The organism is Streptococcus sp. BS35b, from assembly GCF_000286475.1.
In the GTDB taxonomy this organism is placed as follows: domain Bacteria; phylum Bacillota; class Bacilli; order Lactobacillales; family Streptococcaceae; genus Streptococcus; species Streptococcus oralis_W.
The window spans coordinates 243464-265230 of sequence record NZ_ALKH01000004.1 but is presented as its reverse complement, the minus strand read 5'-3'; the positions used below and the strand labels follow the sequence as shown (position 1 = coordinate 265230).

The 21767-nt window shown below is 41.9% G+C and carries 16 protein-coding genes; 11 read left to right on the top strand and 5 right to left on the bottom strand.

The genetic code is table 11. The annotated features are described in order from the left end of the window. Positions 1-79 precede the first annotated feature (79 nt). Together HMPREF1149_RS06875 and HMPREF1149_RS06870 are read right to left on the bottom strand one after the other, a co-directional pair. On the bottom strand, positions 80-820 hold the full coding sequence (locus tag HMPREF1149_RS06875) for an amino acid ABC transporter ATP-binding protein (protein ID WP_000193356.1): 741 nt from the start codon (positions 818-820) through the stop codon (positions 80-82). Continuing rightward, a complete protein-coding gene (locus HMPREF1149_RS06870) occupies positions 817-2385 on the bottom strand; it encodes an ABC transporter substrate-binding protein/permease (protein WP_000732036.1) in 1569 nt (522 codons plus the stop codon). The genes HMPREF1149_RS06875 and HMPREF1149_RS06870 overlap by 4 nt, the downstream gene beginning before the upstream one ends. 130 nt (positions 2386-2515) lie before the next feature. On the opposite strand from HMPREF1149_RS06870, the gene HMPREF1149_RS06865 reads away from it, so the two are divergent. Then, a complete protein-coding gene (locus HMPREF1149_RS06865) occupies positions 2516-4408 on the top strand; it encodes a DUF2207 domain-containing protein (protein ID WP_000747712.1) in 1893 nt (630 codons plus the stop codon). 59 nt (positions 4409-4467) lie between these two features. Beyond that, positions 4468-5313 (top strand): undecaprenyl-diphosphate phosphatase, encoded by an 846-nt coding sequence (locus HMPREF1149_RS06860; protein WP_000280786.1) that lies wholly within the window; start codon positions 4468-4470, stop codon positions 5311-5313. Between the two features lie 33 nt (positions 5314-5346). Here the strand turns inward: HMPREF1149_RS06860 and dinB are convergent, their stop codons facing one another. Further along, the gene (dinB, locus tag HMPREF1149_RS06855) at positions 5347-6408 is read right to left on the bottom strand and encodes a DNA polymerase IV (protein ID WP_000904550.1); all 1062 of its coding nucleotides are present in this window, start codon (positions 6406-6408) and stop codon (positions 5347-5349) included. A 232-nt stretch (positions 6409-6640) separates the two neighbouring features. On the opposite strand from dinB, the gene pflB reads away from it, so the two are divergent. Both pflB and HMPREF1149_RS06845 read left to right on the top strand, forming a co-directional pair. Next, positions 6641-8956: a formate C-acetyltransferase gene (gene pflB, locus HMPREF1149_RS06850; protein ID WP_000260617.1), complete on the top strand. Its 2316-nt coding sequence runs from the start codon at positions 6641-6643 to the stop codon at positions 8954-8956. A 395-nt stretch (positions 8957-9351) separates the two neighbouring features. Continuing rightward, positions 9352-11457, top strand: coding sequence for an ATP-dependent Clp protease ATP-binding subunit (locus HMPREF1149_RS06845; protein ID WP_001063370.1), 2106 nt, complete (start codon positions 9352-9354; stop codon positions 11455-11457). 59 nt (positions 11458-11516) lie between these two features. On the opposite strand, the gene HMPREF1149_RS06840 is transcribed toward HMPREF1149_RS06845, so the two are convergent. After that, positions 11517-11999: an S-ribosylhomocysteine lyase gene (locus tag HMPREF1149_RS06840; RefSeq protein WP_000032557.1), complete on the bottom strand. Its 483-nt coding sequence runs from the start codon at positions 11997-11999 to the stop codon at positions 11517-11519. 286 nt (positions 12000-12285) lie between these two features. On the opposite strand from HMPREF1149_RS06840, the gene HMPREF1149_RS06835 reads away from it, so the two are divergent. From HMPREF1149_RS06835 to HMPREF1149_RS06815, 5 genes are read left to right on the top strand one after another with little or no spacing between them, the layout of a single operon-like run. Next, entirely contained in the window at positions 12286-12993 is a 708-nt protein-coding gene (locus HMPREF1149_RS06835) for an ABC transporter ATP-binding protein (RefSeq protein WP_000400714.1), read from the top strand. A 1-nt stretch (position 12994) separates the two neighbouring features. Then, a complete protein-coding gene (locus tag HMPREF1149_RS06830) occupies positions 12995-13783 on the top strand; it encodes a lantibiotic ABC transporter permease (RefSeq protein WP_000665382.1) in 789 nt (262 codons plus the stop codon). Then, positions 13783-14505, top strand: a complete 723-nt coding sequence (locus HMPREF1149_RS06825) for a hypothetical protein (protein ID WP_000588284.1) — start codon at positions 13783-13785, stop codon at positions 14503-14505. Before HMPREF1149_RS06830 ends, HMPREF1149_RS06825 begins: the two co-directional genes overlap by 1 nt. Before the next feature lie 12 nt (positions 14506-14517). Then, positions 14518-15216 (top strand): response regulator transcription factor, encoded by a 699-nt coding sequence (locus tag HMPREF1149_RS06820; protein ID WP_000404925.1) that lies wholly within the window; start codon positions 14518-14520, stop codon positions 15214-15216. Beyond that, on the top strand, positions 15183-16214 hold the full coding sequence (locus HMPREF1149_RS06815) for a sensor histidine kinase (protein WP_001007868.1): 1032 nt from the start codon (positions 15183-15185) through the stop codon (positions 16212-16214). Before HMPREF1149_RS06820 ends, HMPREF1149_RS06815 begins: the two co-directional genes overlap by 34 nt. Before the next feature lie 132 nt (positions 16215-16346). Here HMPREF1149_RS06815 and HMPREF1149_RS06810 read toward each other — a convergent pair whose 3' ends face one another. Then, positions 16347-17831, bottom strand: coding sequence for a DUF1846 domain-containing protein (locus HMPREF1149_RS06810; RefSeq protein WP_000743608.1), 1485 nt, complete (start codon positions 17829-17831; stop codon positions 16347-16349). A 152-nt stretch (positions 17832-17983) separates the two neighbouring features. Between HMPREF1149_RS06810 and HMPREF1149_RS06805 the strand changes: the two genes are divergently transcribed. Then, the gene (locus HMPREF1149_RS06805; protein WP_001156776.1) at positions 17984-19594 is read left to right on the top strand and encodes a glycoside hydrolase family 13 protein; all 1611 of its coding nucleotides are present in this window, start codon (positions 17984-17986) and stop codon (positions 19592-19594) included. 168 nt (positions 19595-19762) lie between these two features. After that, positions 19763-21730, top strand: a complete 1968-nt coding sequence (locus HMPREF1149_RS06800; protein WP_001256759.1) for a peptide ABC transporter substrate-binding protein — start codon at positions 19763-19765, stop codon at positions 21728-21730. Positions 21731-21767: the final 37 nt, after the last annotated feature.

Genomic DNA, 21767 nt, shown 5'->3' with positions numbered 1-21767 from the left:
GCAGATTCATGAATCGAGTCTGCCTTTTCTTTACAATTACAAACTAAAAAGACTGCATTCTGTATGCAGTCTTTATTTATTAATTGAGATAACGCTGAAGGAATTCTTTTGTCCGTTCTTCTTTAGGATTCGTGAAGAGTTCTTCAGGTTTACCTTCTTCTGCAATGATTCCCTTGTCCATGAAGATGACACGATGGGAGACGTCGCGAGCAAATTCCATTTCGTGGGTTACAACAATCATGGTCAAGCCTTCTTGAGCTAGGTCCTGCATAATTTTGAGGACTTCTCCGACCATTTCGGGGTCAAGGGCAGATGTAGGTTCGTCAAAGAGAATGGCGTCAGGATTCATGGAGAGTGCACGAGCGATAGCTACACGTTGCTTTTGTCCACCTGAAAGTTGTTTAGGCTTGGCTTGCCAGTAACGTTCTCCCATACCAACTTTTTCGAGATTCTCTCTGGCAATTTTTTCAGCTTCAGAGTGGTCGCGTTTGAGTACAGTAGTTTGGGCAACGATAGTATTTTCAAGGACATTCAGATTTTCAAAGAGATTGAAAGATTGGAAAACCATACCGAGCTTTTCACGATAATGGGTGAGGTTATAGCCTTTTTCCAGAACATTTTCTCCGCGATAGAGAATCTCTCCTCCTGTAGGTGTTTCGAGTAAATTGATTGAACGAAGGAAGGTTGATTTTCCGCTTCCCGAGCTTCCAATGATGGAAATAACCTCTCCTTTATGGACGGTGAGAGAAATATCTTTTAGCACTTCGTTTTGCCCATAGGATTTTTTTAGGTGTTTGATTTCAAGGATTGGTTGTGTCATTTTTTCAAATCCCCCGTTTGCATTTGGTTAGCACCTGTAGTGTAAGTGTCCATGTCCATATAGCGTTCGATAAAACGTAGGATACGGGTCACAGTGAAGGTGAGGACAAAGTAAATCACTGCAATGATGGTAAAGGTCTGGAAGTATTGATAAGTTTGCGTCGCTACAGTATTTCCTGAGAAATAAAGCTCGACAACTGAAATAACGTTCAATACAGAGGTATCTTTGATATTGATGACAAACTCATTACCAGTAGCAGGTAGAATATTACGGACAACCTGAGGAAGGACAATCTTACGCATGGTTTGATTGTGGGTCATACCAAGAGCGGTTGCAGCTTCGAACTGTCCCTTGTCGACTGCTAGAATACCACCACGAACGATTTCTGTCATGTAGGCACCCGTGTTGATTGAGACGATAAAGATAGCAGCCAGTGTCCGGTCGAGATTGATACCGAAAGCTTGAGCAGTTCCATAGTAGATAACCATGGATTGAACAATCATCGGAGTACCACGGAAGATTTCAATATAGACATTGAGAATCCAACCGACTAGTTTTTGTAGGCTGTAAATGGCTTTGTTTTCCGATAGAGGAGCCGTACGGAAGACACCAATGGCAAGACCGATAATGAGACCTACGATAGTTCCGATGATGGAGATTAAGAGTGTGATACCAGCACCACGCAAGAGCTGTTGCCAGTTTTCAGAAAGAATTTTAGTAACTTGGCTGAAGAAATTACTGCTACTTTCTTCAGTCGTTGTGGCTTCGGCAGGTTGCTCCTGAATCATACGATCCATGAGGGCTACTTGCTCATCCTTAGAGATGGTTTCAATACTCGCATTGATTTGGCTGATACGACTGTCATCTTTACGAAGTCCAATGGCAATAGCTGTATCTTCTTCGCCAGTTTTGAAACCTGGTTGGGGTTGGATCATTTTGAACTTAGCGTTAGCAGACTCAGCGGTCATTGCTTCAGGTCGTTCAGAAACATAGGCATCAATAACACCAGCCTCCAAAGCTTGACGCATCTGAGCGAAGTCCCCCATAGCTGTTTCTTTTTTGGCACCTGGAATTTGAGAAATCAAGTCATAAAGGTAAACACCTTGTTGGGAAGTGATTTTTGCTCCATTAAAGTCCTCTAGAGATTTGGCATTTGCATAGGCAGAGTCCTTTTTGACCAATAGAACTGGTTCGCTAGTATAGTAACTGTTTGAAAAGGCAATTTCTTGTTTACGTTCAGCGGTTGGGCTCATACCAGCAATGATCATATCAATTTTGCCAGAAGTAAGAGCAGGAACAAGTCCTTCCCATTTGGTTTTCACGACCAAAGGTTCCTTGCCTAAGTCTTTGGCAATCTTTTTAGCGATTTGAACATCGTAGCCGTTGGCATATTGATTGGTACCGTCGATTTTGACGGCGCCGTTACTATCGTCGTCTTGGGTCCAGTTGAAGGGAGCGTAAGCAGCCTCCATCCCGATGCGTAAATATTCGTCGGCTTGGACTTGGCTAACCAGTCCTAATGTAAGGGCTATGCTAGCAAGAATAGATAAGCATAATTTTTTCATGTTTTCTCCTATTTCTAGTCTAAAAATGACTTCTCTCTATTATATCTAAAAATGGTGAGATTTTCAATACAAGTAAGCCTTTACTTATAAAAAATGATATAATGGTGAAAAGATTGAAAGGGAATCGATTATGAAAAAAAGATGGCTGGTGGCTTTGGTATTTGCTTGTTTATTATTTATACCGAGCTTAGTTTTTGCAGTAGACTTTGATATCTTATCCTATCAGGGTGATTTGAATATTCATGCAGATAATACTGCAATTTTTAAGGAAACAATCACCTACCGTTTTGGAGATGATTATAATGGTCAGCTAGTTGGACTAGGAAAAGCTGGGAAAATGCCAGAAGGATTTGACATTGATCCCGACCCGATCGTTCAAGTGTCTAAAAATGGGCAAATTATTCAAAATGTTTCCTTTTATACTATGGAGGAAGAGGACGGCTACAAGGTAAAAATTTACAATGCTGGATATGCCGGGGATACTGTTCGGGTGACGGTTACCTGGAAACTAACAAACCTTCTCTTCTTATATCAGGATATCGCTGAGCTAAATTGGCAACCCTTGACAGATAGTTCTGGAGATATTAAAGAGTTTGAGTTCAAGGTCAGCTCTGAAAATCCAGCAGAGAAACTCTATTTCCATACAGGAAAACTTTTTGAGGGAGCTAGTGTCAAAAAGGTAAATGATTTCTACCAGGTCAAGATGAAAGATCTTCCGAGAAATCGTCAGGTGGAACTACATGCTTACTGGCCGAGAAGTGCTTTTTCAGAAGCTCCAGATCAAGGATTGGTATCTGATAACCTCATTTGGTTTAAAAGAGTTGAGCTTGAAATAGCAAGTGAAAAAGCTTCGGACAAGATCGTGATGATGTGGCTTATTCCAATTGTTTTGACGGTTCTTCTGTTTGTCGGTTTAATCTTTTATAAACGTTTCAAAAAAGAAATTAGTCCCAAGAAGAAATTTGCTAAGAACCATCGTCTCTATGAGCCACCTATAGATTGGCCGCCAATGGTTTTAGCAGAGAGTGTATATTCATTATCACTGAGCGAAATGAAACCGGGAGCAAAAGGATTTGGTCGTTTTACATTTGAACGAGTCATTCAGGCTACTTTGCTGGATCTAGTAGATAGAGGGCATTTGGCTATTAAGAAAGGGGAAAAAGAGCCAATTCTTAAAATCATAAATGAAAGTGGATTGGCAAATTTTGAGAAGGAATGTCTGACACTCTGCTTTTCAGATAAGAAAGAGTTAGCGATTTCGGATCTGTTTTCAGATTATCAGGTTTCACCAAGTATTTATCGTGGAGTTTCTAAAAAGGATGCAAAGCAGGTTCAGGAGATAGGAAAGCAGCTGAAACGTTCGTTTGATAGACGCATCTCTAACATTGAAAAGCGCGTCAAAGACAAGGTGCATGCGTTGCGTATTCCAAATTATTACCGTCCTTTGAGTACGGGTGAGAAGAAACTATCTCTGGCTATGTGGATTGGATTAATTGGTTCAGCCGTAGGGAGCTGGCTATTCTTCTACTGTAGTTGGAACACGTATGGTTTTGTTTCGTTCTACCTCCTCTTTTTGGGATTACTTGCTTCCATTATTTTAGTGCTAATTTATGTTGTAACATACGGGTATTATGATAATGGCGTCTTGACAGATGAAGGGGCAGAGGTTTACTATCACTGGAAGAGTTTTGAAAACATGCTTCGCAATATCGCCCGTCTAGACAAGGCTAAGTTGGAGAGTATCGTCCTTTGGAATCGCCTTCTGGTCTATGCGACTCTTTTTGGTTATGCCAAGAAGGTCAGCCAATTAATGAAAGTTCGGCAAATCCATCTTGAAAATCCAGACTTAGATAGTTACATTGCCTATGGCTGGTATACACAGCTTCATACCTATACTGGACAGATGAAATACTATGCAGCGGTCGCAAATACAGCAAGCAATTACTCCGTCTCTTCTGGAAGTGGTTCTTCAGGTGGAGGATTCTCAGGAGGCGGAGGCGGTGGTAGCATCGGTGCTTTCTAAAAAATCTATCGCAGAATCTGAAATTATGCTATAATAGAGGACAGAAAAAGGAGTAATACATGTATCTTATTGAAATTTTGAAGTCGATCTTTTTTGGGATTGTTGAAGGAATTACAGAATGGTTGCCCATTTCAAGTACTGGTCACTTGATCTTGGTTGAAGAATTTGTACAATACAAGGACCAAAATGAAGCCTTCATGTCCATGTTTAATGTTGTCATTCAGCTCGGCGCTATCTTAGCGGTTATGGTCATTTACTTTAACAAGCTTAATCCTTTCAAACCTGGTAAAAATAAGGTAGAAGTCCGTCGAACTTGGCAATTGTGGTCAAAAGTCCTCGTTGCGACCTTGCCTTTATTGTTAGTCTTTAAGCTGGATGATTGGTTTGACACTCATTTTCATAATATGGTATCAGTTGCTATTATGTTGATTATCTATGGGGTTGCCTTTATCTATCTTGAAAAACGGAACAAGGCGCAAGCTATTGAACCAACAGTTACAGAACTTGAAAAGCTTCCCTACAAGACAGCTCTCTATATCGGACTTTTCCAAGTCCTCGCCCTCTTCCCAGGAACGAGCCGTTCAGGTGCAACTATCGTTGGTGGTTTGTTGAATGGAACAAGTCGCTCTGTCGTAACAGAGTTTACCTTCTATCTCGGAATTCCTGTTATGTTCGGAGCCAGTGCTTTAAAGATTTTCAAATTTATTAAAGCAGGTCAACTTTTGAGTTTTGGACAACTATTCCTGCTTTTGGTTGCTATGGGTGTTGCCTTCGCGGTCAGCATGGTTGCTATTCGCTTCTTGACTGGCTATGTGAAGAAGCACGACTTTACCCTCTTTGGTAAATACCGTATCGTACTCGGTAGTGTCTTGTTGCTCTATAGTTTTGTGCGTTTATTTGTATAAGAAAAAGCTTGAGGGAATCTTCCTTCAAGCTTTTTAAAATCCTGTCACTGTGATTCCTAGTAAACGGATACCTTTTTCTTTTTCAGCTAGTTCTTCGTAGAGTTGAAGGGCAGTTTGAGAAATCTGACTAGCGTCCTGTGTTGCTTGTGGGAGGCTTTTTCGTCTAGTTAGAGTAGAGAAGTCAGCATATCGTATTTTTAGGATAATGATTTTTCCAGCCTTGTCCTGCGTTCTGAGATTGTGAGCTACCTTTTCGGAGAGTAAAGTCAGCTCTTTTTTGATGTCTTCTTCTACTTGCAGGATTTTTCCGTAGGTTTTTTCCTTGCCAATGGACTTGCGAATACGATTGGCCTTGACCGGTGAATTATGAATGCCCCTAGCCTTTCGATAAAGATCAAAACCAAGTCTACCAAACCGATCGATTAAAGTGACTTCAGAAACAGCCAATAAGTCTTCACCAGTATAAATGCCCATTTCATGAAGACGTTCAACTGTTTTTTTGCCCACGCCATGGAATTTAGCAATGTCCATTTGTTTGAGGAAGTCTTGGGCTTGATCTGGGAGAATCACTGTCAAACCATGTGGTTTTTGATAGTCACTAGCCATCTTAGCTAGGAATTTGTTATAGGAAACACCTGCAGAAGCAGTCAGGTGTAGTTCCTGCCAGATATCCTCTTGGATAAGGCGGGCTATTTTGACGGCTGACTTGATACCGAGTTTATTTTCCGTCACATCTAAGTATGCTTCGTCAATACTCATAGGTTCAATCAAATCAGTATAACGTTTAAAAATAGCTCGAATCTCAAGTCCTACAGTCTTATACTTTTCATAATTTCCTGAGATAAAGACAGCTTGGGGACAGCGCTCATAAGCTTCTTTAGAGCTCATGGCTGAATGAACACCAAAAGCCCGCGCCTCATAGCTACAGGTAGAAACGACACCTCGACCACCTGTTTGTCTAGGGTCGCTTCCGATAATGACAGGTTTGCCCTTTAACTTGGGATTATCTCTTATTTCCACCGCAGCAAAAAAGGCATCCATGTCGATATGGATGATTTTTCTGGACAAATCATTTATCAATGGAAATATGAGCATTTCAATCCCTTTCTAGTGTCATTTTATATTTATTATACCCTTTTTTCTGAAAAAACGGGAAAGTTCAACCCGACTTTCAAAAATATAATACAGATAAGAACAGAAAAGAGACTGTATTATAAAAGAAAGCGTCTAAAATGCCGATTTTCTCTTGTTGAAATCGGTTACTGTATGGTATACTTGACTCAAGAATGTAACAGATGACTGTTACTAGAAAAAAGAGGACATTAACATGGTTGTTAAGACAGTTGTTGAAGCACAAGATATTTTTGATAAAGCTTGGGAAGGCTTCAAAGGCGTAGATTGGAAAGAAAAAGCAAGTATTTCTCGCTTTGTTCAAGCTAACTACACACCTTACGATGGAGATGAAAGTTTCCTTGCTGGACCAACAGAACGTTCACTTCACATCAAAAAAATCGTAGAAGAAACAAAAGCACACTACGAAGAAACTCGTTTCCCAATGGACACTCGTCCAACATCTATTGCTGATATTCCTGCTGGATTTATCGACAAAGAAAACGAATTGATTTTTGGTATCCAAAACGATGAACTCTTCAAATTGAACTTCATGCCAAAAGGTGGTATCCGTATGGCTGAAACTACTTTGAAAGAAAATGGATACGAACCAGATCCAGCTGTTCACGAAATCTTCACTAAATACGTAACAACAGTTAACGACGGTATCTTCCGTGCCTATACTTCAAACATCCGTCGCGCTCGTCACGCTCACACTGTAACTGGTCTTCCAGATGCCTACTCACGTGGACGTATCATCGGTGTTTACGCACGTCTTGCTCTTTACGGTGCAGACTACTTGATGCAAGAAAAAGTAAACGACTGGAATGCGATCAAAGAAATCGATGAAGAAACAATCCGTCTTCGTGAAGAAGTAAACCTTCAGTACCAAGCATTGCAACAAGTTGTTCGCTTGGGTGACCTTTACGGTGTTGACGTTCGCAAACCAGCGATGAACGTCAAAGAAGCTATCCAATGGGTGAACATCGCCTTCATGGCTGTCTGCCGTGTTATCAACGGTGCTGCAACATCTCTAGGACGTGTGCCAATCGTACTCGATATCTTTGCAGAACGTGACCTTGCTCGTGGTACATTTACTGAATCAGAAATCCAAGAATTCGTTGATGATTTCGTTATGAAACTTCGTACAGTTAAATTTGCTCGTACAAAAGCTTATGACCAATTGTACTCAGGTGACCCAACCTTCATCACAACTTCTATGGCTGGTATGGGTAACGACGGTCGTCACCGTGTTACTAAGATGGACTACCGTTTCTTGAATACTCTTGACAATATCGGTAACTCTCCAGAACCAAACTTGACAGTTCTTTGGACTGACAAATTACCTTATAGCTTCCGTCGTTACTGTATGCACATGAGCCACAAACACTCTTCAATCCAATATGAAGGTGTTACAACAATGGCTAAAGACGGATACGGTGAAATGAGCTGTATCTCATGTTGTGTATCTCCACTTGACCCAGAAAATGAAGAACAACGTCACAACATCCAGTACTTCGGTGCTCGTGTTAACGTATTGAAAGCCCTTCTTACTGGTTTGAACGGTGGTTACGACGATGTTCACAAAGACTACAAGGTATTTGACATCGAACCAATCCGTGACGAAGTTCTTGAATTCGAATCAGTTAAAGCTAACTTTGAAAAATCTCTTGACTGGTTGACTGACACTTACGTAGATGCTTTGAACATCATCCACTACATGACTGATAAGTACAACTACGAAGCTGTTCAAATGGCCTTCTTGCCAACTAAACAACGTGCAAACATGGGATTCGGTATCTGTGGATTTGCCAACACTGTTGATACATTGTCAGCAATCAAATACGCTACAGTTAAACCAATCCGTGACGAAAATGGCTACATCTACGATTACGAAACAATCGGTGAATACCCACGTTGGGGTGAAGATGATCCACGCTCAAACGAATTGGCAGAATGGTTGATTGAAGCTTACACAACTCGTCTACGTAGCCACAAACTCTACAAGAACGCAGAAGCCACAGTATCACTTTTGACCATCACATCTAACGTTGCTTACTCTAAACAAACTGGTAACTCACCAGTCCACAAAGGCGTATACCTCAACGAAGATGGTTCTGTGAACTTGTCTAAACTTGAATTCTTCTCACCAGGTGCTAACCCATCTAACAAAGCTAAAGGTGGATGGTTGCAAAACTTGAACTCACTTGCTAGCCTAGACTTTGGTTACGCAGCTGACGGTATCTCATTGACAACTCAAGTTTCTCCACGTGCTCTTGGTAAAACTCGTGGCGAACAAGTGGACAACTTGGTAACAATCCTTGATGGTTACTTCGAAAACGGTGGACAACACTGTAACTTGAACGTAATGGACTTGAAAGATGTTTATGACAAGATTATGAATGGCGAAGATGTCATCGTTCGTATCTCAGGATACTGTGTAAACACTAAATACCTCACTCCAGAACAAAAAACTGAATTAACACAACGTGTCTTCCACGAAGTTCTTTCAATGGATGATGCATTGAGCTAATATTCAATTAGAATAGAAAGAAAGCCAGTTAATCTAACTGGTTTTCTTGTGCTTTAAAAACTTTTTTAAAAATAGTCAAATTTAGTCAAAAAGTTATTGACTTTTACTGACCAATGTGATATAGTAGAAACATAAGGAAAATGACTTCCTTAGAAAAACTCATTTTCAATGATTCTATTTCTTGAAAATGTATAATAGATACCCTAGAAAGGGGTGAGGCCTATGTTAAATCTAACAGACTTTGAAAAGAAAATGATAAAAGGCTTATTTAAAAAAGAAAAACCAGAAGTTATTCTTAGGATAGCAAGTTAGCTAGTCTAAAATTTTTAAAACAAAGGTCAAAGATAGTCAATATCAGAGATCGCATCTAATTAAGAATAAACGAGGTAAAGAATATGAACAACAACTTTAATAACTTTAACAACATGGATGATTTATTTAACCAATTGATGGGTGGCATGCGAGGATACAGTTCTGAGAACCGTCGCTACTTGATTAATGGACGAGAAGTGACACCTGAGGAATTCGCTCACTATCGTGCAACTGGTCAATTGCCGGGAAATGCAGAATCTGAGGTGCAAATGCAACAACACGCTTCAGGTATGAAACAAGACGGTGTCCTTGCTAAGCTAGGTCGTAACTTGACAGCAGAAGCTCGTGAGGGCAAGTTGGATCCTGTTATCGGACGAAACAAGGAAATTCAAGAAACAGCTGAAATCCTCTCACGTCGTACGAAAAATAATCCTGTTCTGGTCGGAGATGCAGGTGTTGGTAAGACAGCCGTTGTCGAAGGTCTAGCACAAGCCATTGTGAACGGAGATGTTCCAGCTGCTATTAAGAACAAGGACATCATTTCTATTGATATCTCAGGTCTTGAGGCTGGTACTCAATACCGTGGTAGCTTTGAAGAAAATGTTCAAAACTTAGTCAATGAAGTAAAAGAAGCAGGAAATATTATCCTCTTCTTTGATGAAATTCACCAAATCCTTGGCGCTGGCTCAATCGGAGGTGAAAGTGGTTCTAAAGGTCTTGCGGATATTCTCAAACCAGCTCTCTCTCGAGGTGAGTTAACCGTTATTGGGGCAACGACTCAAGACGAATACCGTAACACCATCTTGAAAAATGCAGCTCTTGCTCGTCGTTTCAACGAAGTCAAGGTCAATGCTCCTTCAGCAGAGGATACCTTTAAAATCCTTCAAGGGATTCGCGACCTCTATCAACAACACCACAATGTCATCTTGCCAGACGAAGTCTTGAAAGCAGCAGTGGATTATTCTGTCCAATACATTCCTCAACGTAGCTTGCCAGATAAGGCTATCGACCTTGTCGATGTTACGGCAGCTCACTTGGCAGCCCAACATCCTGTAACAGATGTGCATGCTGTTGAAAGAGAAATTGAGGCAGAAAAAGACAAGCAAGAAAAAGCAGTTGAGGCAGAAGACTTTGAAGCAGCTCTCAATGCTAAAACACGTATTGCAGAATTAGAGAAGAAAATCGAAAACCACACAGAAGATATGAAGGTGACTGCGAGTGTCAACGATGTGGCTGAATCTGTAGAACGTATGACTGGTATTCCGGTATCACAAATGGGAGCATCAGACATCGAACGTTTGAAAGATATGGCCCATCGTTTGGAACACAAGGTTATCGGTCAAGATAAGGCAGTAGAAGCAGTGGCTCGTGCTATCCGTCGTAACCGTGCTGGTTTTGATGAAGGCAATCGGCCAATCGGCAGCTTCCTCTTTGTAGGTCCAACTGGGGTTGGGAAGACCGAGCTTGCTAAGCAATTGGCGCTCGATATGTTTGGAACCAAGGACGCAATCATCCGCTTGGATATGTCTGAATACAGTGACCGCACAGCTGTATCTAAGCTAATCGGTACAACAGCAGGTTATGTGGGTTATGATGACAATAGCAATACCTTGACAGAACGTGTTCGCCGCAATCCTTACTCTATTATTCTCTTGGACGAAATTGAAAAGGCTGATCCTCAAGTAATTACCCTTCTCCTCCAAGTCTTGGATGACGGTCGTTTAACTGATGGTCAAGGAAATACCGTGAACTTCAAAAACACTGTCATTATCGCAACATCAAACGCTGGATTTGGCTATGAAGCCAACTTGACGGAAGATGCAGACAAACCAGAATTAATGGATCGTTTGAAACCATACTTCCGTCCAGAATTCCTCAATCGCTTTAATGCAGTTATCGAGTTCTCACACTTGAATAAGGAAGATCTTTCTAAGATTGTGGACTTGATGTTGGCTGAAGTCAACCAAACCTTGGCTAAGAAAGGAATCGACCTTGAAGTTAGCCAAGCAGCTAAGGACTTTATCACAGAAGAAGGCTATGACGAAGTTATGGGTGTTCGTCCTCTCCGTCGCGTGGTTGAACAACAAATCCGTGATAAGGTGACAGACTTCCACTTGGATCATCTAGATGCCAAACATCTGGAAGCAGATATGGAAGATGGCGTTTTGGTCATTCGTGAAAAAGCCTAACTCGCGATTTTGAGAATAAAAAAAGAAGGAACTAGCTAAAAAGCTGGTTCCTTCTGTGTTTAGATGACATGACGCTCAAAGGCATCATCTGAAATACCTTGTTCCAGGATGAGCTTCGCCCATTCCTTAGCAGAAAAGAGGCTGTGGTCCTTGTAGTTTCCGCAAGATTCGATGGTTGTTCCAGGGACATCTTCCCAAGTAGTGGTCTCAGCAATTTCCTTGAGTGAATCCTTGATGACAGCAGCAATCTCAGCGCTGGTATGACGTCCCCACATAATCATGTGGAAACCTGTACGGCAACCAAATGGTGAACAGTCAATCATGCCGTCAATGCGGGTACGGATGAGTTTGGCCAAGAGGTGTTCGATAGTGTGAAGGCCAGCAGTAGGGATAGAGTCTTCGTTTGGTTGCACCAAGCGGATATCAAAGTTGGAGATGACATCTCCCTTTGGCCCTGTTTCTTCTCCAATCAAGCGAACATAGGGTGCTTTGACAATGGTGTGGTCAAGTTCAAAACTTTCAACAATAACTTCTTTTGACATGGTAGTTCCTTTCAGTTTTCTTCTTTCATTATATCATAAAGACTGCTCTTGATGAAGTTTGATAAATGACTTTTTGAGACTAGAATGATAATAAAGTCTCTATACATAAACCTCAGAATTATAAAAAAGAATGGAGTAAAGGAAAAGAAAAACTGAGTTCTTTCTAATGAAGCTAGAGCGACTTTTGAAAAGTGGATCAACTTTTTCTGAAATTTCTGTTTAATCTCTGAACTAATTCTGAACTAGATTGGGTATACTGGAGAAAATAAAGATAAAGGAGTTCAGTATGGAACATATGGTGAAAATAGAAGGCGTCTGCAAAAAGCATGGCAGCAAGCAGATTTTAGAAGATATTTCTTTTACAGCTAGAAGCGGTCGGATTACAGCTTTTCTAGGCCCAAATGGTGCAGGGAAAAGTTCGACCTTGAGGATTCTCTTGGGGTTAGATTGGGCGACAGCAGGAACTGCAACTTTTGATGGGCAAACCTATCAATCAATGACCTATCCGCTCAGAACGGTAGGTGCAGCCTTTGATGGCATTGGCGGTCTGCCAAATCGAAAGGTCTATGACCACTTGAGAATTATTGCGGCGAGTAATGCTATTTCCAAGTCTCGGATCGATGAGGTTTTGGAGATGACTGGAATCGCTCATAAGAGGAAGGACCTCTTGTCAAGCCTGTCTCTGGGGGAAGGTCAACGCTTGGGTTTGGCAGTAGCTTTGCTGGGTGATCCTCAGTTTCTTATATTAGACGAGCCGACTAATGGGCTGGATCCAAGTGGGATTAAGTGGTTTAGAAAGTTTATCCGTCAGCAGGCTGATTTAGGGAAAACGGTACTTCTATCTTCCCATATCCTATCAGAGGTGCAAATGGTGACAGATGATGTAGTCTTGATTCATCATGGGCGAATTATTGAGCAAGGACGATTGGAAGAGGTTCTGCAAGATTCAGACAGTCTAGAAGATCTCTTCTTTGATTTGACAGAGGAGGTTTAAGATGAAAGAAACGATGTCTTTATTGCGTTCAGAATGGTTGAAAATCCGATCAATCAAGGCTTTCAAAGTGAGTATGGCCCTCATGCTGCTATTGGTGCCTGTCGTATCCTGGCTGGAGGGCCGACAGTATCTGTCTATCGGCTTGGATGCTACACCTGAGACGGTTCCTAATCTGATAAACGCCATTGATCCGCTGGAATATCTAGGTCTCAACGGGGCTTCTATGGCGGTCATGGTTTTGGTCATTTTAGCTGGAATTTTGGGAGCTATGGAATTTCAGTCTCATAGCTTGAGAACCAGTCTTTTATCCTGTAATAACCGCCTGAAGTTGCTTGTGGGGAAACTCATGACCTTTACTTGCTTTTCTCCTGCCATTAGCTTTTTATCAATCTACTTTAGTTATATGGTCATGCATCTGGCTTTAGGAAAGGAAGGACTTGATCCGATTTTGCTCAATCAGGCAGCTTGGAGTTTGATTTTGTGGAAAACCTTATCTCTAACCTTATTAGGAATCCTTTCATTTTTGTTAGGTTTATTGGCTCGGACCATGCTAGTTCCTCTGCTTTTTCTCGTACCCCAGATCTATAATCTGGGAAACTACCTGGCAGCTCACACGAGTTGGGGAGCTTATTTGCCACAGCCAGCAGGAGAGTTGTTTGCTGCAACGCCAACTTCCCAATATGCTAACAATCCCTTGCAAGGGCTGTTGATACTTGGTGCATGGCTGCTAGTCATCGGCGGCATGGCTTCTCTGCGCTTTTTGAAGACGGATTTAGGAGGGCGATACTGATGATAAAAGCTCTGCTTAGAAGTGAATGGATTAAGTTTCGTTCTTACTATCTCGCTCTTGGTGCAGCCTTGGTGGTTCTGGTAGTCGTTCCATTTTTTCTGATGAATCTTGACTACAGTCAGACAGCAGTTGGCCAGACGAAGGCTCTGAGCGAGGCTTTGCATGCCCTCTATCTGGCGCAGCCTGTCATCGTCATCTTCACTTCTCTCTATTTTGCCCAAGAGTTTGTCAAGTCTGGGATGCGAACGAATTTTCTAACCGTATCAAATAGAAAGGCTTGGTTGGCTGGGAAATTCCTTTTTCTGGACTTGCTGCTCTTGGTTCTCTACAGTGTCATGATAGGCAGTTGTTTCCTTGTTATGCTGGCTCGTTTTGACCTAAGCTTTAGCTGGTCCTTACTAGGGAAATTCCTCTATTACAGCTCTTTTGGTCTTCTTAGCAATCTTTTTCTGGCTTTTTTAACTGCCGGCCTCGCTTTGCTCTTTCAATCTTGGGTTGTGCCGGTGTCGGTGCTCTTTCCTCTCTTGATTGGTCTCAGCCGTTTATTGGCAACGTTCATCAAGGAGGCAAAGTACCTGCCCGATCTGGCTACCCTAAATCTTTTTGAGTATGAAGGGCTTCAGCATTCAATAGATTTATCAGGGCTGGGAATACAGCTGTTATGGTTAGCTTTGGTTTGGAGCTCTGCTATATTCTTAACCTTGAAACGAGATGTTCGCTAGAGGTATGCTATAATGGAAATCATGAGACAGTATCGTATTTTGGTAGTTGATGACGACTGGAGCATTTTAAAGCTGGTGAAAAACGTCCTAGAGCTCGATGCTTATGATGTGACGACGCTTGATTGGATAGAAGAGCTAGAGCTGACGCATTTTGTCGGATATGACTTGATTCTGCTGGACGTGATGATGGAGCCTGTTAACGGTTTTGAGCTGTGTTCCTACATTCGTCCTCATCTTTCGTGTCCGATTATCTTTTTGACGGCTAAGGAGTTAGAGACGGACAAGGTGGAAGGGCTCTTTCGCGGAGCAGATGACTATATTGTTAAGCCTTTTGGGACCAAAGAATTGCTGGCGCGTGTCAGAGCTCATCTTCGGCGGGAGGAAAGACGTGAGGAGCGATATTCTGAAATTGCTTCTTGTCAATTTTATCCAGAGCGCTATGAAGTTGCCTGTTTTGGTAAAGTCTTGAAATTTTCAGAGCGAGAGTTTAAGTTGCTACATTTACTAGCTAGCAATCCCAAGCAGACCTTCTCAGCTGAACGTCTGCATACCTTGCTTTACCCAGAAAGCTCAGAAACACAGCTTCGCTCCATCTCAGAATACGTATATCAGATTCGCCAAAAATGCAAACAAGAAGGGTTGCAAGCAATTGCAACAGTTAGAGGAGTAGGCTATAGATGGCAATTAGAACCCGAAATTTCAAAAGCCTAGTCTGGACAACTAGCTTGAAAATTGTCTTTTTCCATGTTTTGATTTTTGCGCTTATAGGTTATGAATTTACGCAAGGAAGTGATCACGTTCTTTTCGCCTTGTTCTTCTGGGCAGGGAGCTTGCTGCTGATTACTTTTTATCATATTTTGAAATTGCTCCGAAAAATCGACAGGGAAATAAAAATGCTAACGAGCGAGAAGCTTTTAGAAGAAAATCAAAGCCAGCTTTTTCTGATTGAGGAAATGCTAGAAGTCTATAGCGATTTACGGAGCAGCCACCAAGAAAATGCTCGTCTTCTAGAAAAAGAGCAGCAGCATAATCAGGAGTTGATTTTACAGCTATCAGCGACATCGCACGATTTGAAGACGCCCCTAACTGTGATTAAGGGGAATGCTGAGCTCTTGGAGTTGGCGCAGTTGGGCCAGCCACAGGCAGACTATGCTGCTGAGATTTTGCAGGCTAGTCACAAGATGGAAGAGTATTGTGGCTCTTTGATTGATTACGCTAAGACTTTTCAGATTGATTCTAATCAGTTCAGTCAGCTTTCCTTGGAGGACTTTTTGGCTGATCTCCAGGACGACTGGGCACTGTTCAGCAAACAGGAAAACTATCGTTTTTCTCTCCAAGAAGATTGTGATCTTAGCTTGAGATTGTCCATTCATTTGGACTATCTCAAGCGGGCTTTGCTCAATATCTTACTGAATGCGCTTGAACATGCTGACCCGGATCAAAAGGAAGTGAAGCTGACGGTATCAGTGCAGCAGGACCAGTTGGTTTTTGCTATCTGGAACAACGGCCCTGCATTTTCAAAGGAGATGCTGCTGGGAGCGGAACAACTCTTTTATCAGAGTGACCAAAGCCGCAATTCAGCTAATCCCCATCATGGTATCGGCTTAGCCTTTTCTAAGCAGGTAGCTCTCTTGCACGGTGGTCGTCTGACCCTGCTCAATCCAGACCACAGAGGAGCCTGTGTCGAGTTGACAATTTCATTGAAATAAATGAGAATGGAAAATCATAAAAACGCATAATACCAAGTGTTCAAAAGTCTTGATATTATGCGTTTGATTTTTTTATCATGTAAAGATTTACTGGATTTTTCTTCAAATTGAGTTTTATCCAGCCTCGTTTAATTATTTCCGATACAAGCGATCGTATTGGTAGTATGGGTCAAAGGTTACGTTGATACCTAGTTTGCGAAGGACATTCTTGTCTTCATCGGTCAAGATGATGGTTGAGTGGGCTTCGCTTCCTTTGAGGTTACCAAGTTCTTCCATGGCACGCGCAGCATCTGGATTTTCCATAGCTGTGATGGCTAGTGCAATCAAAATTTCATTTGAGTGGAGGCGAGGATTGCGGCTACCTAGGTGATCGATTTTAAGACCTTGAATTGGTTTGACGACTTCAGGTTCGATTAGTTTCACTTCCTTAGCGATATTAGCTGATTTTTTGATGGCATTGATCAAGGCGGCAGCTGTAGGGCCAAAGAGTTCAGAGTTTTTACCAGTCACGATTTCCCCGCTTGGCAATTCAAGGGCTAGGGCAGGACCACCAGTTTCTTCTGCTTTTTGGCGTGCAGCAACAGCAACCTTACGGTCTGCAGGTGTGATACCGAGGTCGTTCATGAGCAGTTCAATCTTCTTGACAGCAGTTTCCCCGACTTTTTCAGCTTTGAAATCAAGTACAGTCTGATAGTAGCGACGGATGATTTCTTGTTTTGAAGCTTCGATAGCAGCCTCATTATCTGTAATAGCGAAACCAACCATGTTGACACCCATGTCTGTTGGAGAAGCGTATGGAGATTCGCCTAGGATGCGCTCTAACATGCGCTTGAGCACTGGGAAGATTTCGATATCACGGTTGTAGTTGACAGTGGTTTCTCCGTAGGTTTGGAGATGGAAGGGGTCAATCATGTTGACATCATCAAGGTCTGCGGTTGCAGCCTCGTAGGCCAAGTTGACTGGATGATGAAGGGGAAGATTCCAAACTGGGAAGGTTTCAAATTTAGCGTAACCAGACTTGATACCATTGATTTGGTCGTGGTACATGTTTGACATACAAGTTGCCAATTTTCCAGAACCAGGTCCAGGAGCGGTTACGACAATCAAGTTGCGACTGGTTTTGATGTAGTCGTTTTTTCCCATACCTTCTGGAGAAATGATGTGGTCCATATCAGTCGGGTATCCTTTGATTGGGTAATGAAGATAAGAATCGATTCCGTTTTTCTCTAGCTGGTTGCGGAAGGCATCTGCAGCTGGTTGGCCAGCGTATTGTGTGATGACAACTGAGCCAACAAAAATTCCCAGCTCATTGAATTTGTCAATCAAACGAAGAACTTCTTGGTCATAAGAAATGCCTAGGTCGCCACGCGCTTTAGAATGCTCGATGTTGCTTGCGTTAATGGCGATCACAACTTCAACTTGCTCTTTCAATTCTTGCAAGAGCTTGATTTTATTGTCAGGCTCATAACCAGGAAGGACACGAGCAGCGTGGAAATCTTCTAACATTTTGCCACCAAACTCCAAATAGAGCTTGCCGTCAAATTGGTTAATGCGCTCCAAAATGTGGTCGCGTTGTAGATTCAAATATTGTTCAGAACTAAAAGCTTGTTTTTTCATTTTTTTACCTCTGACCTCTATTATAATAAAAAAATGGGAGTTAGGAAACTACGGAGCTAAAAAAGAAATCAAAAAGATTAGGCAAACGCTTGCACTAACTTTTAAAAAGCGCTATCATAGACTGTAGAATATTAAAATAATGAGGTAAACAGATGCAAGAAAAATGGTGGCACAATGCCGTAGTTTATCAAGTCTATCCAAAGAGTTTTATGGATAGCAACGGAGATGGAATTGGTGATTTGCCAGGAATTACGAGTAAGTTAGACTATCTAGCCAAGTTAGGGATTACAGCTATTTGGCTTTCTCCCGTTTATGACAGTCCTATGGATGATAATGGCTATGATATTGCTGATTATCAAGCGATTGCAGCTATTTTCGGAACCATGGAGGATATGGATGAACTGATCGCGGAAGCTAAGAAGCGTGATATTCGTATCATCATGGATTTGGTGGTCAATCATACCTCGGATGAGCATGCTTGGTTTGTCGAAGCCTGTGAAAATCCTGATATCCCTGAGCGTGACTACTATATCTGGCGGGATGAGCCAAACGATTTGGAGTCTATCTTTAGTGGGTCTGCTTGGGAATACGATGAAAAATCAGGTCAATACTATCTTCACTTTTTCAGCAAGAAACAGCCTGATCTCAACTGGGAGAATGAAAAACTACGCCAGAAAATTTATGAGATGATGAACTTCTGGATTGATAAAGGCATTGGCGGTTTCCGTATGGATGTCATTGACATGATTGGGAAAATTCCTGATGAGAAAGTAGTCAATAACGGTCCTATGCTCCATCCCTATCTCAAGGAAATGAATCAGGCAACCTTTGGAGATAAGGATCTCTTGACAGTAGGAGAGACCTGGGGAGCAACGCCAGAGATTGCTAAACTCTACTCGGATCCAAAGGGACAAGAATTGTCTATGGTCTTCCAGTTTGAACATATCTGTCTTCAATATCAGGAAGGGCAACCTAAGTGGCACTACCAAAAAGAGTTAAATGTAGGGAAATTAAAAGAGATTTTTAACAAATGGCAGACAGAGTTGGGAGTTGAAGACGGCTGGAATTCTCTCTTCTGGAACAATCATGACCTTCCTCGCATCGTTTCTATCTGGGGAAATGACCAAGAATATCGCGAAAAATCCGCCAAAGCCTTTGCAATCCTGCTTCATCTTATGAGAGGGACACCTTATATCTACCAGGGTGAGGAAATTGGGATGACCAACTATCCGTTTGAAACACTGGACCAAGTCGAAGATATTGAATCTCTCAATTATGCGCGTGAAGCTCTTGAAAAAGGCGTTCCTATAGAGGAAATCATGGACAGTATCCGTGTCATCGGACGTGATAATGCCCGTACCCCGATGCAGTGGGATGAAAGCAAAAATGCTGGCTTCTCAACAGGTCAACCTTGGTTAGCAGTTAATCCAAACTATCAAGAAATCAACGTTCAAGAAGCGCTGGCGAATCCAAAATCTATTTTCTATACCTATCAAAAACTCGTTCAAATCCGTAAGGAAAACAGTTGGCTGATTCGAGCTGATTTTGAATTGCTTGATACAGCTGACAAGGTCTTTGCCTATATCCGTAAGGACGGTGACCGCCGCTTCCTAGTTGTGGCTAACTTGTCCAATGAAAAACAAACCTTTTCAGTAGAAGGAAGAGTCAAGTCAATCTTGATTGAAAACACTACTGCTAAAGAAACAGTTGAAAAACAAATCTTGGCACCATGGGATGCTTTCTGTGTGGAACTAACGGATTAAAATAAGGGAACCTCAAGCTTTTGTAGCTTGGGGCCTTTTTAGTAAAAATTATGTAGAAAAGTCTTTAAAAATATTTGTTAGAATTTTCTAAAAAATCTGTCAAAAGCCCTTGCTTTTATGAAAAAATAGGGTATAATGGTGAAAATACTATCTTAAAGGAGATTACTTATGAGATCGAAAAAGTGGCTCTTAGGAGCAGGTGCCGTCCTGAGCACAGCCCTTCTTTTAACTGCTTGTGGGCAAAGTGAAAAGAAGGCTGATGCACCCAAGACATTCTCTTATGTCTATGCTATGGATCCATCATCTTTGGACTACAGTGTGACGAGCAAGAGTTCAACTTCTGATGTTATAGCGAACGTTGTCGATGGCCTCTTGGAAAATGATAAATACGGGAACTTGATTCCGTCGCTTGCAGAAGACTGGTCCGTTTCTAAAGATGGCTTGACCTATACCTACAAACTTCGTAAGGGTGTGAAATGGTATACTTCTGAGGGAGAAGAATACGCTGAAGTCAAGGCTCAAGACTTTGTTACAGGTCTGAAACATGCAGCTGACGGTAAATCAGACGGCTTATCCCTCCTTCAAGACTCTATCAAAGGTTTGGCTGCCTACATCAGTGGAGAAAGCAATGACTTTTCTACTGTAGGAGTCAAGGCAGTTGATGATTACACGGTTGAATACACGCTTAACAAACCAGAAAGCTTCTGGAACTCTAAAGTCACAACTGCTACCATGCTTCCAGTTAATGAAGAATTCTTGAATTCTAAAGGGAGCGATTACGGTGCGCCAACACCATCAAGCATCCTTTATAACGGTCCTTACCTTTTGAAATCATTGACTTCAAAATCAGTCATCGAATATGAAAAGAATCCAAACTACTGGGACAAGGACAATGTTAAGATTGACAACATCAAACTAACCTTCTATGATGGTTCCGACCAAGAATCCTTGATTCGTAGCTTTACACAAGGTGCTTATACAACAGCTCGTCTCTTCCCAACAAGCTCAAACTTTGAGTCAACTAAACAAGAGTACGGCGATAAGATTGTTTACAGTCCACAAGAAGCGACTAGCTACTACCTCACTGTCAACGTAAACCGCCAATCTTACAATAAAACAGCCAAAACAGACGAAGCTCAAAAAACATCAACAAAAGAAGCTCTTCTCAACAAGAACTTCCGTCAGGCACTGAACTTTGCCCTTGACCGTCACTCTTACACTGCTCAGTTGAATGGTGAAGAAGGTGCGGACAAGATTATCCGTAATAGCCTAGTACCTCATGACTACGTTCAAGTAGGAGAAAAAACTTTTGGAGAGTTGGCGCAGGCAGAGCTTGTTTCATATGGAGACCAGTGGAAAGATGTAGCCCTTACAGATGGCAAGGATACGATTTACAGTCCTGAAAAAGCCAAGGCAGCTTTTGCGAAAGCTAAAGCAGAATTGCAGGCCAAAGGTGTCACCTTCCCAATTCGTTTGGATGTTCCAGTTGAACAAACAGATGTAATAGCGGTTCAGCAAACTAACTCACTCAAGCAGTCTATCGAATCATCACTTGGTACTGAAAATGTCATTGTCGATGTCCTTCAAATGACCGATAATGAGAAAATGAGCATTACGTCTCAAGCCAAGGTTCCATCCCAAAAAGACTATGACTTGAACGGAACTGGTTGGGGACCAGACTATCAAGACCCAGCTACCTACCTCAATATTCTTGATGCCAAGAAGGGTTCTGCCCTCAAACACTTGGGAATTACTCGCGGAAAAGATCCAGAAGTGATGGCTCAGGTTGGACTGGACGAATACAAGAAACTCTTGGATGATGCTGCAGCTGAAACTAGCGACCTTAATAAGCGTTATGAAAAATACGCCAAAGCTCAAGCTTGGGTGTCTGATAGCTCACTCTTAATCCCAGTTGCTTCTTCAGGTGGTTCTCCAACGGTTAGCCGTACTGTACCGTTCACAAAAGCCTACTCTCAAGTCGGAATCAAGGGAGACCCATTTGTGTTCAAAGGATTGGAGTTGCAAAATGATGTTGTGACTGCAAAAGAATACGAAGAAGCCTTCAAGAAATGGCAACAAGAAAAAATCGAAACAAATGCCAAATACCAAAAAGAACTTGAAAAACACGTCAAGTAATCTATAAACAGAAAAGGAAGTTGCAGGAAACTGTGCT

What these genes read in the sequence shown, in the direction of transcription:
- HMPREF1149_RS06865 (WP_000747712.1), top strand. Translation starts at nt 2,516, where the DNA reads ATGAAAAAAAGATGGCTGGTGGCTTTGGTATTTGCTTGTTTATTATTT.
- dinB (WP_000904550.1), bottom strand. Translation starts at nt 6,408, where the DNA reads ATGCTCATATTTCCATTGATAAATGATTTGTCCAGAAAAATCATCCAT.
- HMPREF1149_RS06845 (WP_001063370.1), top strand. Translation starts at nt 9,352, where the DNA reads ATGAACAACAACTTTAATAACTTTAACAACATGGATGATTTATTTAAC.
- HMPREF1149_RS06800 (WP_001256759.1), top strand. Translation starts at nt 19,763, where the DNA reads ATGAGATCGAAAAAGTGGCTCTTAGGAGCAGGTGCCGTCCTGAGCACA.
- HMPREF1149_RS06820 (WP_000404925.1), top strand. Translation starts at nt 14,518, where the DNA reads ATGGAAATCATGAGACAGTATCGTATTTTGGTAGTTGATGACGACTGG.
- HMPREF1149_RS06875 (WP_000193356.1), bottom strand. Translation starts at nt 820, where the DNA reads ATGACACAACCAATCCTTGAAATCAAACACCTAAAAAAATCCTATGGG.
- HMPREF1149_RS06830 (WP_000665382.1), top strand. Translation starts at nt 12,995, where the DNA reads ATGAAAGAAACGATGTCTTTATTGCGTTCAGAATGGTTGAAAATCCGA.
- pflB (WP_000260617.1), top strand. Translation starts at nt 6,641, where the DNA reads ATGGTTGTTAAGACAGTTGTTGAAGCACAAGATATTTTTGATAAAGCT.
- HMPREF1149_RS06810 (WP_000743608.1), bottom strand. Translation starts at nt 17,831, where the DNA reads ATGAAAAAACAAGCTTTTAGTTCTGAACAATATTTGAATCTACAACGC.
- HMPREF1149_RS06825 (WP_000588284.1), top strand. Translation starts at nt 13,783, where the DNA reads ATGATAAAAGCTCTGCTTAGAAGTGAATGGATTAAGTTTCGTTCTTAC.
- HMPREF1149_RS06835 (WP_000400714.1), top strand. Translation starts at nt 12,286, where the DNA reads ATGGAACATATGGTGAAAATAGAAGGCGTCTGCAAAAAGCATGGCAGC.
- HMPREF1149_RS06840 (WP_000032557.1), bottom strand. Translation starts at nt 11,999, where the DNA reads ATGTCAAAAGAAGTTATTGTTGAAAGTTTTGAACTTGACCACACCATT.
- HMPREF1149_RS06860 (WP_000280786.1), top strand. Translation starts at nt 4,468, where the DNA reads ATGTATCTTATTGAAATTTTGAAGTCGATCTTTTTTGGGATTGTTGAA.
- HMPREF1149_RS06870 (WP_000732036.1), bottom strand. Translation starts at nt 2,385, where the DNA reads ATGAAAAAATTATGCTTATCTATTCTTGCTAGCATAGCCCTTACATTA.
- HMPREF1149_RS06805 (WP_001156776.1), top strand. Translation starts at nt 17,984, where the DNA reads ATGCAAGAAAAATGGTGGCACAATGCCGTAGTTTATCAAGTCTATCCA.
- HMPREF1149_RS06815 (WP_001007868.1), top strand. Translation starts at nt 15,183, where the DNA reads ATGGCAATTAGAACCCGAAATTTCAAAAGCCTAGTCTGGACAACTAGC.